The 15,068-nt window shown below is 54.4% G+C and carries 15 protein-coding genes; 11 read left to right on the top strand and 4 right to left on the bottom strand.

The genetic code is table 11. The features are described from left to right. Positions 1 to 39 precede the first annotated feature (39 nt). The 6 genes from METMA_RS0104400 to METMA_RS0104375 all read left to right on the top strand — a co-directional run bounded on the left by METMA_RS0104400 (position 40) and on the right by METMA_RS0104375 (position 6,912). Entirely contained in the window at positions 40 to 231 is a 192-nt protein-coding gene (locus METMA_RS0104400) for a hypothetical protein (protein ID WP_020157859.1), read from the top strand. Then, positions 232 to 930, top strand: a complete 699-nt coding sequence (locus METMA_RS0104395; protein WP_020157858.1) for an ABC transporter ATP-binding protein — start codon at positions 232 to 234, stop codon at positions 928 to 930. After that, a complete protein-coding gene (locus tag METMA_RS0104390; protein ID WP_020157857.1) occupies positions 914 to 3,445 on the top strand; it encodes an FtsX-like permease family protein in 2,532 nt (843 codons plus the stop codon). The genes METMA_RS0104395 and METMA_RS0104390 overlap by 17 nt, the downstream gene beginning before the upstream one ends. Further along, positions 3,445 to 4,626: a lipocalin-like domain-containing protein gene (locus METMA_RS0104385; protein ID WP_020157856.1), complete on the top strand. Its 1,182-nt coding sequence runs from the start codon at positions 3,445 to 3,447 to the stop codon at positions 4,624 to 4,626. Before METMA_RS0104390 ends, METMA_RS0104385 begins: the two co-directional genes overlap by 1 nt. A 95-nt stretch (positions 4,627 to 4,721) precedes the next feature. Continuing rightward, positions 4,722 to 5,678 carry an L-threonine 3-dehydrogenase gene (locus tag METMA_RS0104380; protein WP_020157855.1) on the top strand — a complete coding sequence of 319 codons (957 nt, stop codon included), beginning with the start codon at positions 4,722 to 4,724 and terminating at the stop codon, positions 5,676 to 5,678. 10 nt (positions 5,679 to 5,688) lie between these two features. After that, the gene (locus METMA_RS0104375; protein WP_020157854.1) at positions 5,689 to 6,912 is read left to right on the top strand and encodes an aminotransferase class I/II-fold pyridoxal phosphate-dependent enzyme; all 1,224 of its coding nucleotides are present in this window, start codon (positions 5,689 to 5,691) and stop codon (positions 6,910 to 6,912) included. A gap of 124 nt (positions 6,913 to 7,036) precedes the next feature. Here the strand turns inward: METMA_RS0104375 and METMA_RS0104370 are convergent, their stop codons facing one another. Both METMA_RS0104370 and METMA_RS0104365 read right to left on the bottom strand, forming a co-directional pair. Next, positions 7,037 to 7,432 carry a cupin domain-containing protein gene (locus tag METMA_RS0104370; RefSeq protein WP_020157853.1) on the bottom strand — a complete coding sequence of 132 codons (396 nt, stop codon included), beginning with the start codon at positions 7,430 to 7,432 and terminating at the stop codon, positions 7,037 to 7,039. A 64-nt stretch (positions 7,433 to 7,496) separates the two neighbouring features. Next, the gene (locus METMA_RS0104365) at positions 7,497 to 7,760 is read right to left on the bottom strand and encodes a PilZ domain-containing protein (RefSeq protein WP_020157852.1); all 264 of its coding nucleotides are present in this window, start codon (positions 7,758 to 7,760) and stop codon (positions 7,497 to 7,499) included. Between the two features lie 567 nt (positions 7,761 to 8,327). Between METMA_RS0104365 and METMA_RS0104360 the strand changes: the two genes are divergently transcribed. After that, on the top strand, positions 8,328 to 8,972 hold the full coding sequence (locus METMA_RS0104360; RefSeq protein ID WP_020157851.1) for a response regulator: 645 nt from the start codon (positions 8,328 to 8,330) through the stop codon (positions 8,970 to 8,972). 67 nt (positions 8,973 to 9,039) lie between these two features. On the opposite strand, the gene METMA_RS0104355 is transcribed toward METMA_RS0104360, so the two are convergent. Together METMA_RS0104355 and METMA_RS0104350 are read right to left on the bottom strand one after the other, a co-directional pair. After that, on the bottom strand, positions 9,040 to 9,945 hold the full coding sequence (locus tag METMA_RS0104355) for an NAD(P)-dependent methylenetetrahydromethanopterin dehydrogenase (RefSeq protein WP_020157850.1): 906 nt from the start codon (positions 9,943 to 9,945) through the stop codon (positions 9,040 to 9,042). Between the two features lie 50 nt (positions 9,946 to 9,995). Then, positions 9,996 to 10,904 (bottom strand): NAD(P)-dependent methylenetetrahydromethanopterin dehydrogenase, encoded by a 909-nt coding sequence (locus METMA_RS0104350; RefSeq protein WP_020157849.1) that lies wholly within the window; start codon positions 10,902 to 10,904, stop codon positions 9,996 to 9,998. A 136-nt stretch (positions 10,905 to 11,040) separates the two neighbouring features. On the opposite strand from METMA_RS0104350, the gene METMA_RS0104345 reads away from it, so the two are divergent. The 4 genes from METMA_RS0104345 (at position 11,041) to METMA_RS0104330 (ending at position 14,966) form a co-directional block, all read left to right on the top strand. Continuing rightward, the gene (locus tag METMA_RS0104345; protein WP_020157848.1) at positions 11,041 to 12,051 is read left to right on the top strand and encodes an isocitrate/isopropylmalate dehydrogenase family protein; all 1,011 of its coding nucleotides are present in this window, start codon (positions 11,041 to 11,043) and stop codon (positions 12,049 to 12,051) included. A 52-nt stretch (positions 12,052 to 12,103) separates the two neighbouring features. After that, complete coding sequence (locus tag METMA_RS0104340; RefSeq protein ID WP_020157847.1) at positions 12,104 to 12,712, top strand: 5-formyltetrahydrofolate cyclo-ligase; 609 nt, start codon at positions 12,104 to 12,106, stop codon at positions 12,710 to 12,712. Further along, the gene (locus METMA_RS0104335; RefSeq protein ID WP_020157846.1) at positions 12,712 to 13,866 is read left to right on the top strand and encodes a type III PLP-dependent enzyme domain-containing protein; all 1,155 of its coding nucleotides are present in this window, start codon (positions 12,712 to 12,714) and stop codon (positions 13,864 to 13,866) included. The genes METMA_RS0104340 and METMA_RS0104335 overlap by 1 nt, the downstream gene beginning before the upstream one ends. A gap of 107 nt (positions 13,867 to 13,973) precedes the next feature. After that, the gene (locus METMA_RS0104330) at positions 13,974 to 14,966 is read left to right on the top strand and encodes a zinc-dependent alcohol dehydrogenase family protein (protein ID WP_027147025.1); all 993 of its coding nucleotides are present in this window, start codon (positions 13,974 to 13,976) and stop codon (positions 14,964 to 14,966) included. Positions 14,967 to 15,068 lie beyond the last annotated feature (102 nt).

The following is a 15,068-nucleotide window of genomic DNA, read 5'->3' as shown; positions in this document are numbered from 1 at the left end:
CTATAAAATGGCTTGATGGGGCTTTTAAAGGGGAATTTCATGGAAATTTTCGATACATTAAATGTTTATCTACACAGTCATCCGACGCTACTCGCGCAGATGGTATTCCTGTTTCGCATTAAAGCCTGGATTCTTTTCGGGCTTGCGCTTTATTTCGTAGTTCTGATGCATCGGACCGATAAGAAAGAAAAAGCCGAACTCGCCAAAAGAGACGATAATTTTCTTGCCTAGATGTCAAAAGAAGCGGCTATTGCAATACACCAACTGGGCAAAAGCTATGAGGAGTCGGGCAGGCGGCATCGGATTTTCAGCGGCCTGAACCTGCATGTAAACCGTGGCGAGTTTCTCGTGCTACTCGGCCGCAGCGGTTCCGGCAAATCGACATTGCTGAATCTGATCAGCGGCATCGACCTTCCGGACAGCGGCAGCGTCATCGTCAACGGCACCGAGATCACGGCGCTTTCCGAGCATAACCGCACGTTGTTCCGCCGCCATAACCTGGGCTTTATCTTCCAGTCCTACAATCTTATCCCTACCTTGTCCGTGGGCGAAAACCTGCTGTTGCCGCTGGAGCTGGTCAAGCCCCTGACACGAGCGGATCGCGATGCAGTCGCGGCATTACTGGACAAGCTCGGTCTCGCGGATCGTTACGATACCTATCCTGATCGCCTGTCGGGCGGCGAACAGCAACGCGTCGCCATCGCCCGGGCTTTGATTCATGAGCCTGATCTGATCCTTGCCGATGAGCCGACCGGCAATCTGGATCTGGAGACCGGCCGGCTGGTGCTGGAAATGCTCGATACGCTGGTCAAGAAAGCTGGCAAGACCTTAATCATGGCGACCCACAGCCGGGAGGTCATAGGCCAGGCCGACCGCATTGTTTCCATCCGCGACAGATCATTGGTTTCGGCTGATGCGTTCGGTTCTTAGCCGCGCCAGCCGCAATTTCCTGTGGCGGCATCCCTGGCAACTGGCCCTGGCGCTGCTGGGCATTGCCCTGGGCGTCGCGGTCGTGATCGCTATCGAGCTGGCCATGGAAAGCGCGCTGACAGCCTTCGATCAGACGCGCAAGGCCTTTTCGGGAACGGCAACGCACAGAATTCTTGCCGGCAACGGCGGGCTCGACGAAAAACTCTACACCCGGCTGCGCGTGGAGCAGGGCATACAGCAGTTATCGCCGATCGTGAGCGGTTACGTAGGCTTGCCCAATGACGACAGGTTCAGGCTGGTCGGCGTCGACCCGTTCGTGGAAAAATCCTTTCGATCGGCCTGGCAAGAAGAAAACAGCGACACGGATTATTTTGCGCGCCTGATCACCGAGCCCGGTACCGCGCTGATCAGCGAGCAAACAGCCGCGCGCCTGAATCTGAAAGTCGATGACGAAATCATGGTCACGACCGGTAACGGCGAACAGCGGTTAAAAATCATCGCCCTGCTATCGCCGTCCCATGCCATTTCGGAGCAGGCGTTATCGGGCTTGATCGTTACCGATATCGCCACGGCTCAGGAGACGCTAGGCCTGTTCGGCAGGCTCAGTTCCATCGACGCGCTAATCGATGACGAGGCGTCCGAAACGCTGGCTCAAATACGCCGGGTATTGCCGTCCGATGCCCTGCTGCTGTCGGCCGGCGAACAGTCGGAGGCCATGCGCGAGATGACGCGCGCGTTTTCGATCAATTTAAAAGCCCTGGGGCTGCTTTCGTTAATGGTTGGCCTGTTTCTGATCTACAACACGATGACGTTTTTGGTCGTGCAGCGCCGGCAACTGATCGGCAGCTTGCGTGCCATGGGCGTCACGCGCCGGCAGGTTTTTCAGTTGATTATCGGCGAGGCTTTCTGGCTGGCCGTGGCCGGCACGACCATTGGAGTCGTGCTCGGCATGGCGCTGGCTCAGGGCCTGCTGCATCTGATCTCGGGCACTATCGACGCGTTTTATTTCCGGATCGATGCGGCCGCATTGAGGGTGACGCCCGTACAACTCGGTAAGGGCATTTTGCTGGGCCTGGGCGCGACATTGCTGGCCGTGTTGCCGCCGGCCCTGGAGGCGACGCGTCTGCCGCCCATGACGGTGCTGGTCAGATCGCGGCTGGAATCGGGCGTGCGGCGCCTGGTCAGGATAACGGGGCTGGCGGGCGGGCTGTTGATACCGGCGGGACTGGCTCTGGCATTGTTATCCGGTAAAAGCGTCATGCCGGGGCTGCTCGGCATTTTCCTGTTGTTGTTCGGCTTCGCCTTGTTGACGCCGGTTTTCACGCTGCTGGCCATGACCCTGATCGAACGCGTGTTCGGGCGTTTTTTAGGGATTTTGGGGCGTCTGCCGGCGCGGATGGTGTCGGCCGAGATCAGCCGCACCGGTATCGCCATCGCGGCGCTGATGATGGCCGTCGCGGCGACCATCGGCATGGATCTGATGATCGGCAGTTTTCGCCAGACCGTGCAGGAATGGCTGCAAGGTACGTTGCGCGCCGACCTGTATGTGTCATTGCCGGGCGAGAAGAAATCGATTGCCGGAGCGGCCGGGGATCGGCAGCTAAAAGCGAGGCTGGCCGCTCATGCCGGCGTGCAAATGCTGAGCAGCGTGCTGACCACGCACATCATCGCCGATGAGGCGCTTACCAAAGTCTCGGTGTTTGATCTGAATGCGCGGGCCCGGCGCGGTTTTACTTTCAAGCAGGCGGCGCCCGGCGGGGTCTGGGACCGGTTCGAGCGCGAACAGACGGTCATCGTCACGGAGCCTTATGCGTATCATCATGACGTTAAAGTCGGCCAGACGATCATGATGCGCACGGAACAAGGCAAGCAGCCTTTTGAAGTGCTGGCGGTTTATGCCGATTACAGCGACCAGGGGCATCTGGCCATGAGCCGGCGGAATTATCAGCGCTACTGGCCCGACCTGGGCTATTCGGGCATCGGTATTTACGCCAAGCCTGGCGTGGACTTAAAGCAGCTGGAAGACCAGCTTGGACAGAGCCTGAAGGCGCCGCGGTCGATACGATCCAGTCAGGCGATTTATCAGGCTTCGATGGACCTGTTCGAGCAGACGTTCACGGTTACGGAAACCTTGCGCTGGCTGTCGGCGATTATCGCGTTTGTCGGCGTTTTCAGCGCCCTGATGGCCTTGCAGTTCGAGCGGACGCGACAGCTGGGCGTATTGCGGGCCATAGGCATCACGCCGATACAGTTGACGGCGCTGATTACCGGCGAGACCGGACTGATGGGACTGGCGGCAGGCCTGTTTGCCGTGCCGGTCGGCTATATCGTCGCGTATGTGCTGATTTTTGTCATCTACCTGCGTTCGTTCGGCTGGACCATGGCGTTTCATGTTAATGTAGCCATTATTTGTCAGGGGCTGGCGCTGGCGTTTGGCGCGGCTTTATTCGCCGGTGTCCTGCCTGCGTTGAAAATGGCGCGGACCCGACCTGTTGAAGCACTACGGAATGAATAATGGCGAAGTGGATTTTTGTTGCCGCACTCATACTGATGATTGTTTTATTGGCGATTTTCTGGTGGCCGCCGGTCAAGCTTCCGTTCGATGTCAAGCCTGATGCGGACCGGTCTTTCAGCAAGACCGCGTCGGAAAAAGACACCGCCTTCGGCGAACTGTTATCGAAAGACGACGGAGGGTTTGCTCGAGCCCTGAAACCGCGCAGGTTCTCATTCCCTCAAGATCATGGCCCGCACAACCAATACCGGGCCGAGTGGTGGTATTTCACCGGCAACCTGCGCAATGCCCAGGGCCGCCGGTTCGGTTATGAATTGACGTTTTTCCGTTTCGCATTGAATCCCGACGCGCCGGAATCGAAGTCGGCCTGGCGGACTAATCAAATGTATATGGCTCATTTGACCCTGACCGATGTCGAGAACAAACGCTTTTATACCGATGAGCGATTCAGCCGGGCCGGCAATGGACTGGCCGGCGCTTCCGGTCTGCGGTATCAGGTCTGGCTGTATGACTGGTCGGCATCAGCCCAGGGCAGTGCCGATTTTCCGCTGCGCCTGTCGGCAAAAAGCGGCGAATTTGCCGTCGATCTCGTGCTGGAAACACAGAAGGGGCCGGTTTTTCAAGGCGAGGACGGCTTGAGCCGGAAAAGCGATGAGCCGGGCAACGCGTCGTATTATTATTCCTATACGCGCTTGATGACCGAGGGCAATGTCCGCATCGGCGGTATGGCGTTTCCGGTAACGGGCCATAGCTGGATGGATCGGGAATGGAGCACCAGTTCCCTGTCTGAGGAACAGGTCGGTTGGGACTGGTTTGCACTGCAGCTCTCCGATAACAGTGAGCTGATGTTTTATCAGCTCAGGCGCAAGGACGGCAGGATAGACAGCAACAGCTCCGGTTCCATCGTTCAGGCCGACAATGCTAAAGTGCCGCTTAAGGCGCGGGATGCCAAGGTCAGGGTTGTGGACAGCTGGACCAGTCCGCATTCCAGCATCCGTTATCCGTCATCGTGGCGCTTGAGCGTACCCGATCAGAAGCTTGAGCTTGATATTGTGCCGCTGATCAACGATCAGGAGCTCAATGTCAGTTACCGGTATTGGGAAGGCGCGGTCAGCGTCAAGGGAACAAAAAACGGCAGGCCGATTTCAGGCCAGGGCTATGTCGAGCTGACCGGGTATCAATGAGGAATGAAATAACACACAGGGCGACATCGAATGCTGGGCTTACCAGCCCAACTGCCCGCTAATGAGTAAAAAACATAAAAGCAGCGAGTACGGCTATGGAAAAGATTTTAGTGACGGGGGCAACGGGCCAGATAGGCTCCGAATTGACAATGGCTCTGCGCAACCGGTTCGGCGCGGCCAATGTTGTGGCGGCCGGGCACAGCCGGCCGCCGCTCAGTCACTTGCGGCAGTCGGGGCCTTATTGCCGTCTCGATGTGCGAGATGCCGAGGCCGTGCGCCAACTGGTCGAAGATTATCAAATCGATACGATTTTTCATTTGGCGTCGCTGTTGTCCGCCGTCGCGGAAGAAAAGCCACGGCAAGCCTGGGATATCAATATGAACGGCTTGCTCAATGTGTTGGAGGTCGCGCGCGTGCATGACTGTGCCGTGTTTTTTCCCAGCTCCATTGGCGCTTTCGGTCCCGGCACGCCGGCGATGGACACGCCGCAGGACACGATTCAGCGGCCGTCCACGTTGTACGGCATTACCAAGGTCTCAGGGGAGCTGTTGTGTGATTATTATTACCATCATTTCGGCGTCGATACGCGCGGTGTGCGCTATCCGGGGCTGATCTCGAACATTGCGCTGCCGGGCGGCGGAACGACGGATTATGCCGTGGATATTTTCTACGAGGCCGTCAAAAACGGGCATTACGACTGTTTTCTGGACGCCGACACGCAACTGGACATGATGTATATGCCCGATGCCATCGAGGCCGCGATTCAATTGATGACGGCGGACAGCCAAAAGCTGCGCCATCGCAATGCTTTCAATATCACGGCCATGAGTTTTACCCCCGGGCAATTGGCCAGGGAAATTCAAAAGCATCTGCCCGGTTTCACAATCAGTTATCGCGTCGATCCGGTGCGCCAGGTGATCGCCGATTCCTGGCCCCGGCACATGGACGACAGTGCCGCGCGCGCGGAATGGGGCTGGCGGCCGTGTTTCGGTCTGCCGGAGATGGTCAAGGATATGCTGGAGAAGATAGCGGTCAAACTGGACAAAAGCTGAGGAGACGTTTATGTCGCTGACAAAAATAGAGCCGTTATTCAAGGCCCGATTAACCGAGCTGCAACAGCAGGGTATGCGCAAAGGCGATGAGAAAATCGTTACCGGCAGGCAGGCGCCGGCGGACGGTTTCGGCCCGCGCTATTTTCTGGAGGGTCATGGCGATCAGGCGTTCTTGCGCATGAACTCGAATTCTTATCTGGGATTAAGCGGGCATCCTCGGGTGATCAAGGCCGAAGCCGAAGCCGCTGAGCAATTCGGCACGGGGCCGGGAGCGGTGCGCTTTATCAGCGGGACCTACCGGCCGCACGTAGCGCTGGAGCAAAGACTGGCCGCCTTTCACGGGCGCGAGGCGGCGATGACCATGAGCGCGGCTTACGCGACCATGATGGGTGTTCTGCCGCAGTTGATCTCGGACCAGACGCTGGTTGTCAGCGACGCCCTGAACCATAACTGCATCATCAATGCGATCCGCCTGTCGCATCCGGTCAGGAAGGAAGTCTATGCGCATGCCGATATCGATGCGCTGGAGCGCCTTCTTGATGCCAATAAGGGCCAGGCCAGGCGCGTCTGCGTGGTGACGGACGGCATTTTCAGCATGCGCGGCGATCATGCGCCGCTCGATAGGCTCAACGCGTGCTGCCGGCGCCATGAAGCCGGCTATGAAGAGGGCATTATCACGGTGGTCGATGATTCGCACGGGGTCGGCGTCTTCGGCCGGAGCGGACGCGGCACCGAGGAATATACCGGCAGTCAGGCCGACATTCTGATCGGCACGCTCGGCAAGGCTTTCGGCGTCAACGGCGGCTATGTGGCGGCGAGTTCGACCGTCATTGCTTATTTGCGCGAGACGGCGCCATTATATATTTATTCGAATCCAATCACGCCGGCCGAAGCGGCCGCGGCTATGGCGGCGGTCGATATTGTCGACAGCCGGGAGGGCTTGGAAATGCTGGAGCGATTGCGCGGACTGAGTGCCCGGCTCAGATTCGGGGTGGAGCGGCTGGATTTTGAAATCTTGCCGGGCGAGCATCCTATCGTGCCAGTTCTGATCAGGGACACGGAAAAAACCTCGGCTTTGGTGGCGCATTTATTCGCGCACCGGATTCTGGCCACGGGGCTTAATTATCCGGTCGTGCCGAAAGGCGAGCAGGAAATCAGATTCCAGGTTGCGGCCGATCATACCGAAAAAGATCTGGACTATTTACTGGCCGTGCTGGCCGATTTCAATCAGTAGCTCTTCGGTATGGGGTGCAGGCCGGGTTGGCCAGGCCGGCAATTTTAAAGCCGGCCGTGCCGACTATCCGCAAAGTTCCGGCCCCAGTCTGCGCGTTGTAAAAGTGGTATCCTCTCGCGGTTATTTAATCGGCCGGCGTCAATTCGAAAATGATCAGTTCGGCCGGCCCTTTTCCAACATTTTCCACCGACATCAATTCGCCGGATTCCCAGAATACATCGCCAGCGGAATAAATATGGGTTCTACCTTTCTCGATCACTTTCAATTTGCCCTTGACGATATAGCGAGGCCCGGGGCCTTCATGCGTATGTTCGGGGGTTTTAAAGGCGGGCGGGAAGGTTATACGTATCACTTGGGTATTGATATGTTTACCGGGCGATGCTACTTGGTTTTCCAACAGAACGGTCCTGCCTAACGCCGGTTTTTCTTCCGCCGAGGCGGTGTTTATATGGCCGGCGAGTATCGTTGCAACTATTGCCGGCAGCAATAGCGCGGATTTTATAACTTGGGTTTTAATCATGAGCTTGCCTCGTTTTTATGGCTTAAGGGATCGGTTATGTTGATGCGAATCTGGACGGGTTGGTTTATATGAATTCCACGCCTACGCCGGTCCCCGGTTCAATGTGCTTGACGATAACCGGCTTAGGCAGGGCATCTTCAATATCCAGCGCCAGAACTTCCAATATGTCGCCGATAGCAAGGGGGGGGCTGAAGGTTGCAAATACAAACAATCCGCTGTCGGACAGATTTTTGGTATAGCCAATAACAGATTCGCCAGCGCTGCTTAACTGGATTTTTGCGCGATGTATCAAGCGCGTATGGCGACGGTTATTTTCTGTATTTGACATGCTTTAATATCCTGAGTCAGGAAGATAATATTCAAGAGTATAAGCTTTATTTATGAATTTTTTAAGCACTCGCCGCCATTATGAGTGAGGGATTTTCTTGATATGATCGTCTATACTAATAAGGGGATTTATTTGTTGATGATCAGGTGACTGCAATTGTGTCATTAACACCCTGTTCTTCTGCTTTTTATATTAAAAAATGAGCTTGATCAATTTAATATGGCTTAAACAGTTTACTATTTTGAAAAGCAACTGAAAAAAGCCCTTGTTTGCAGGTATGATGATAAAAACATGAATGGCAAATGCCTATGAGAGCAGGCGATATATGGTTTTTGTCAAGCAAGTGGTATTTTTCATCATTTTGTAATAATGCTGCTTTACAGTCATACGATGATTGATTTGTAAGAAACTGGGAATAAATTGAGTAAGAGATATATTATCCGGATCTAGGTAAAGTTACGTATGTATATTGCCTGTTTACTATCCTATAATATTTCATTATTTAAAGTAGGGCATTTTTATTGTTCAAGTGCTTGGTTTGTAACTAATTGAAAAACAAGAAAAAGTATGATTAGTGTTTTGCTTGTTGATGATCATGAGCTTGTCCGGACCGGTATCGAAGCATTGTTGAATGCAGCGGATGATATTAAAGTTGTCGGTGTAGCCAAATCCGGTGAAGAGGCGGTCGATGCGGTCGTTGGTTTGTCTCCGGATGTCGTGTTGATGGACGTGAATATGCCGGGGATAGGTGGCGTGGAAGCCTGTCGTAGAATTTTGCAGCATGATGCTAAAGTCAAAATCATTGCGTTATCGGTTCATAATGACGGGCCCATTCCGCGCCAGTTACTCAAGCTGGGCGTTCTGGGATTTATTTCCAAGGGGTCTTCGGCTGAGGAGATGGTGAGCGCAATTCGCAAGGTCATGGAAGGCAAGCGCTATCTGTGCGCGGAAGTTGCCAATAATCTGGCTTTTCAGGGGTTGTCCGGCAATAGTGAATCGCCATTTTCAAAATTGTCTCAGCGAGAGGCGGAGGTGGTGACTTTAATTCTTCAGGGAAAAACCATCAAGGAGATGGCGGATATGCTGATATTGAGCGACAAGACCGTCAATACTTACCGCTATCGTCTTTACGACAAACTTCACATAAAAAATGACGTTGAATTGACCCGCCTGGCGGTTAAATTCGGCCACATTGATTCCGCGTTGATTTAAACGCAAACAAAACAGTTGGTAGGGAAAAAGGGCTCCACCATGCCAGGCATGGGGAACCCCGGGCTGATTACAAAAGCTCTCTGGCCTTGTTAAACGCATCCCTGAAATCAAGATACAAGGGCTTATCGGTTTCCAGCATCGATTTTAATAATTCATGCTGTAGCTGATATTTAATATCGCCGACAGCCAGTGCCCCGACGCCTACCGCCCCCGGTGCATTGACGGCATGGACCAGCGGCGCTCCCATGTCTTTCAGCTTGATGCCTTCTATGCCTAAAGGCGGAACAGCATTCACATCCCCCGCCACTTTTAATCGTTTCGCTTCATTCAAAACGTCAGCACTTAAGACCTGAATGCCGGCTTTTGCGGTACAAAAGATGATATCGGCATTGGCCACCAACCGGGCCTTGTCGGCTTCTGAACTGGCGCAGGTGCCTCTAAGGTTGCAGCCAAAACGGCGGTTGTATTCCTTGGATATATCGAGGGCCGTATCGATTGACAGATGATCGATCAAGGCCGTGTCGGCGCCGGCCAGGGATGCGATGACGCCTGTGGCAACGCCAACCGGACCGGTTCCGCCAAAGACGATGGCATTGCAGTCTTTCAATTCCTTGCCATGTTTTGCCTTCAGTTCTTTTTCCACGCAAGCCACCAATGCGGCCGCTGTCGTAAAAGCGCCGCTGGGGTCGGCGAGAACGGACACTTCAAAAGGCGGGACCATGGCCTGTTTGCAGGTGTCCAGCATGTCCATGGCCAGGCCCAAATCGCGGCCACCGATAAAAATGCCCGTGCGTCTAACCCCTGACGGACTGCGCGAGAATATGGCGTCTTGAGTCAGGCCATAAACTCTGTCCAGTTTGACGTTACTATAGGGCACAAGCACATCAAATCCGGCATCCAGTGCCATGTTAACATCGAAGGGACTGTTATTTGGCATGGGGTCCAGCATGTGAATGATGCTGCGTTTCTCCATTAGAGATCCTCTTTCATTAGGGCGGGTCAAGTTAAGGTTTAACCGGCTTATTAAGTTTTAGATTTAATGTACTCTCTGGCAACTTCAAAGGCGTGCTCGAAATGCAGATACACAGGTTTTTCGGTGCTGATCATTTTTTTCAGCAAGCGGTTTTGAGCCTGGTATTTAATATTGCCGATGGCCAGCGCGCCAATGCCGACAGCACCGCTGCTTGATCCCTGGATGGGCGCGCCGTCATGGAACGCATCAACGCCGGCGATGCCTGAGGGCGGCACGGCATTGACATCGGCGGCCACTTTCAGTTGTGGGGCCGAGGCAATCAGTTCCGCGCTTAATAATTCAATGCCGGCGGCACCGGTTGCAAAGACGACGTCCGCGGTTTTGATATATTCGGCTTTATCGGCGTCGGCGCCGGCTTCGACGGTGATTTTACCGTCGCCGAACTCGTTGCTGCACATATCGGCGACCCGTTGCGCTTTGTCCAGCTGGCGGCCGATAATTCTTACATGGGCCCCGGCCTGAGCGGCGATGACGGCGGCTGCCTGGCCGACCGGACCGGTTCCGCCGAGCGCCAGAATGTTTTTATCCGCCAGCGTGGTGTTGAATTTTGTCATGAGTTCGCGCTCGACGGCGGCAACCATGCCGGCCGCGGTCGTGAATGCGCCGCTGGGATCGGCGAAAACGGAGACTTCAAAGGGTGGTACCATGGCATGTTTGGCCGCTCGCAGCATGTCCATGGCTTGTTTGGTATCGCGGCCGCCGATGAAAATAGCGGTTCTTTTCAGGTTTTTCTGGCTGCGTGAGAAAATGGCGTCCTGTACCAGTCCCTGAACTTCGCTGGGTTCGACATTGATATATGGGACTGCCGAAACCCAACCGGCATCCATCGCCATGTTGACGTCAAACGGGCTGAGGTTTTTGGCAGTGGTCAGCATGTGTAAAATGAATGGTTTTTCCATGATATCCCCTTTATGTGTTTAGCTCGCAAGTATAAAAGAAAAAGTATCAGAATAACACCGCCTCAGGCTTTTTGGATTTTAAAAACTCGGCGAATCTGTGTATTATCAGGCCTATTTTATTTGTTCGGAGAAATGAATGCACAACGTGACGTTGATTAAAGGTGATGGAATCGGTCCTTCCATTATGGAGGCCGCGGTCAAGATTATTGATGCGTCCGGCGCCAAGATAAATTGGGAAGAAGCCGATGCCGGCATGGCCGCGTTTGATAAGCACGGCACGCCGATTCCCGATGCAACCTTGGCCTCGATAGAAAAAAACCGCGTGGCTTTCAAGGGGCCTTTGACGACACCGGTCGGCAAAGGTTTCAGGAGCATCAATGTCGCCTTGCGTCAGCAATATGATCTTTATGCCAATGTCCGCCCGGCCAAAACCTGGAAAGGCGCGCAAACCCGTTTTGAAGATGTCGATATCGTCGTTGTCAGGGAGAACACGGAAGGCCTGTATGCGGGGCTGGAGCACTTTCTGACCCGCAAGAAGGATATAGCCGAAAGCCTGGCCGTTGTGACCCGTGAAGGCTCTGAACGTATCGTTGAGTATGCTTTCAAATACGCGCGCGAAAACGGCCGCAAAAAAGTCACGATCTGCCATAAAGCCAATATTCTCAAGTACACCTCGGGTTTGTTTCTGGATGTGGCCAGGGAAGTGGCGGCGCGTTACCCGGATATCGAATGCGACGAGAAAATCGTCGATGCCATCTGTATGCACATGGTCATGGACCCGTCTCAGTTCGACGTGGTCGTGACGACCAACATGTTCGGCGACATTCTCTCTGATCTGACGGCCGGTCTGGTCGGCGGCCTGGGGCTGATTCCGGGTGCCAATATCGGCAGCGACGCGGCCTTGTTTGAGGCCGTGCACGGCAGCGCGCCGGATATCGCCGGCAAAAACATCGCGAACCCGACCGCAGTGATCATGGCGGGCGTCATGATGCTGAATTATCTGGGTGAGCATGAGGCCGCGAATCGCATCAAGGCCGCGACTGAAAAAGTCATCGGCGATGGCGAGTTTGTTACGCCGGATTTGAACCGGAATTCGAAAGCCGGCACCACCGAAATGCGCGATGCCATTATTGCCGCCATGCAATAAATTCTTAACCAATGCGGGGGCGGCCTGAGGTCGCCCCTGTCAGTCAAATACGATGAATGATCTAAAAGCCCAGCAACGCCGCAAAGCTTACGATGCACGCAACGCCCAGGCGGACAAGGAGGCAGTCAGCCGGATCATTTGTGACCAAGTCATGGCGCAGCCGGCTTATCGTCAGGCAGAAACCGTGATGTGGTACATCCACTGCCGATCGGAAGTCAGGACCGAACCGGCCGTCTTGCATGAAATCTCAACCGGTAAACATATCGTCATTCCCTACTGTACTAAGGATGAACAGGGCCATAATAAACTGGGCCTGTGGCGGCTGGAACATTTTACCGAGCTGGTGCCCGGCATGTGGGGGATTCTGGAGCCGCCCAGATCACGATGGGGTGAGGCGGGCAGGGAAGTTGCGCCGGAACAGCTCGATTGCATTATCGTGCCGGGCGTGGCGTTTGACCGTCATGGCGGACGCCTCGGCAACGGCGCGGGTTATTATGACCGCTTATTGCGATCGGTCAGAGCGGATACCGTCTTGGTCGGGGTGTGTTACGAATCCCAGTTATTGGATCGGATCGCCATGGAAGCCCATGATGTGGCCATGGATTTCGTGATTACGGAAAAAGCGATTTATACCGCTCCTGCCCGGTCGTCGTCACGCTAATGGATGTTCAGACGCTAAAAAACAGCGTTGCCTCTTCGCCGGCTTTTGTTCTGGATGCCGCCGAGATCATTGATACCTTGAAAGTATTGGATGCATTGCGCCGCCAGTGCGGCTGCAAGGTCTTATATTCGATCAAGGCCCTGCCTTTTTCCGCTATTCTTGAGCTGGCAAAACCGTTTGTAGACGGCTTTTCGGTCAGTTCCCTGTTTGAGGCGCGGCTCGCCGATGAGGTTTTGGCGGGGCGGGGCAGCCTGCATTTGACCACGCCCGGCATCAGGCCGGATGAGGTCGGCGAGCTGGCCGGCCTGTGTTCGCATATCAGCTTCAATTCTTTAAATCAGTATCAGCGCTTTGGCGCGGCGGCCAGCGCCCAGGCTTCGGTCGGTCTCAGGCTGAACCCCAAGCTGTCGTTTCTTGAGGACGCGCGTTTCGATCCCTGCCGGCCGTATTCAAAACTGGGCGTCGATATCGAGGCGTTATGCCATTCCGCTTGTCTCGAGCAGATCAGCGGACTGCACTTCCATACCGTTTTTTCGGCGCTGGATTTCGCGCCGTTAATTAAAACGATAGAAAAACTTCAGTCCTGTTTGGGCTCAAGATTCGCCAGACTCGAGTGGTTGAATTTGGGCGGCGGCTATTTGTTCGGCCAGATGGAAGATCATAGCCGGTTTGTTCAGTTGGTCCGCTCGCTGAAAAGCGATTTCGGCATCGAAGTCTATATTGAACCGGGCAAGGCGGTCGTAGGGCGCGCGGGATATCTGATCGCCACCGTGACCGATACCTTTGTCAGCGACGGCAAAGCCATCGCCGTGCTCGATACGTCGGTCAATCATAATCCGGAAGTGTTTGAATATCAGCGCCGGCCCGAGTTGCACGAGCATGCGCCGGATGGCGGGCATGCGGCGATGCTGGTGGGCTGCACCTGCCTGGCCGGCGATGTATTCGGCGATTACCGCTTTAATGAGCCGTTGACAGTGGGCGACCGCGTGGTTTTTAAACATGTCGGGGCCTACAGCCTGATTAAAGCCAATCGCTTTAACGGATATGACTTGCCTGATGTCTATGGCGTTTTGCAAGAAAGCGTCACTTTATTGAAACACTATGGTTATCAGGACTACCGCAACCAATGGCTCAGTGATGAGCTTGTTTCATGATGACAGTTTGCCTTGAATAAGCCAGTCGGTTATAAGCGATGCGAGCAGGCGCGAGAAAACAGACAATAGTTTTTTAGATTTTAATTTTAACCAGCGGGGTTATGACAATGAAAGCAGTGTTAATGACCGAAGTGGGCGGGCCTGAAGTTCTGCATTTACAGGACATGGCAGAGCCTGAAATAACAAATCCGGCACAAGTCAAAATCCGCCTTAAAGCCGCCGGCATCAATCCCATTGATACCAAGGTCAGGGCTAACGGGCTTTTTTACCCGGATGCACTGCCTGCGGTATTAGGTTGCGATGGCGCCGGCACTATCGTTGCTGTCGGCGATGAGGTTACGGGCTTTAAGCCCGGTGATGAAGTCTGGTTCTGCAATGGCGGCCTGGGAAAAGAACAGGGCAATTATGCCGAATATACGGTGATCGACAACCGTTGGCTGGCTTTGAAACCCAAGACCGCTTCTTTTACGGAAGCGGCGGCTTTGCCGTTGGTTTTGATTACGGCATGGGGCGCCCTGTTCGAGCGCGGCGGCTTGCAGTCGGGGCAAACGGTTTTGATTCATGCCGGCGCCGGCGGCGTGGGGCATGTGGCGATACAGTTGGCCAAGCAAAAAGGCGCGCGTGTCATCACGACGGTCAGTTCTGAGGAAAAAGCCGATTTTGTGCGGCGCCTGGGCGCCGATGACGTTATTTTTTACCGGCATGAGGATCTGCTGGAGCGCGTCAACAACCTGACCGAGGACCATGGCGCTGACCTGGTTTTTGATACGGTCGGCCCTGAGGCCTTTAAAGCCAGCATAGAAGCGACGGCCCATTTCGGCTCGATTGTGACCTTGCTGGATCCCGGGGCGATCAGTCTGGCCGAGGCGCGCATGCGTAACTTGAAGATCGGTTTTGAATTGATGCTAACACCCATGCTAAGAGGCCTGGACGACGCGCGGAAAAAACACGTGGACATTTTAAAGCGCTGTGCCGAACTGTTCGACCAGGGTGTTTTGCAGGTCAACGTCAGTCATCTTTTAAGACTTGAGCAAGCATCGGAAGCGCACCATTTGATCGGGGCAGGGCATATAACCGGAAAAATTGTACTCGAGATATAACCGATTTGATTAAAGGATCAAAGCCGAACAGATTTATCGATTGTTAATTAAGCGCCAGTTGAATAATGGGTATTGTCAGTTGTAAAGGGTCATAAAAAACCG

The sequence above is a fragment of the Methylobacter marinus A45 genome, from assembly GCF_000383855.1.
Taxonomy (GTDB): Bacteria; Pseudomonadota; Gammaproteobacteria; order Methylococcales; family Methylomonadaceae; genus Methylobacter; species Methylobacter marinus.
Note: the sequence above shows the minus strand (reverse complement) of the source record. Positions and strands in the feature narration are given on the sequence as shown.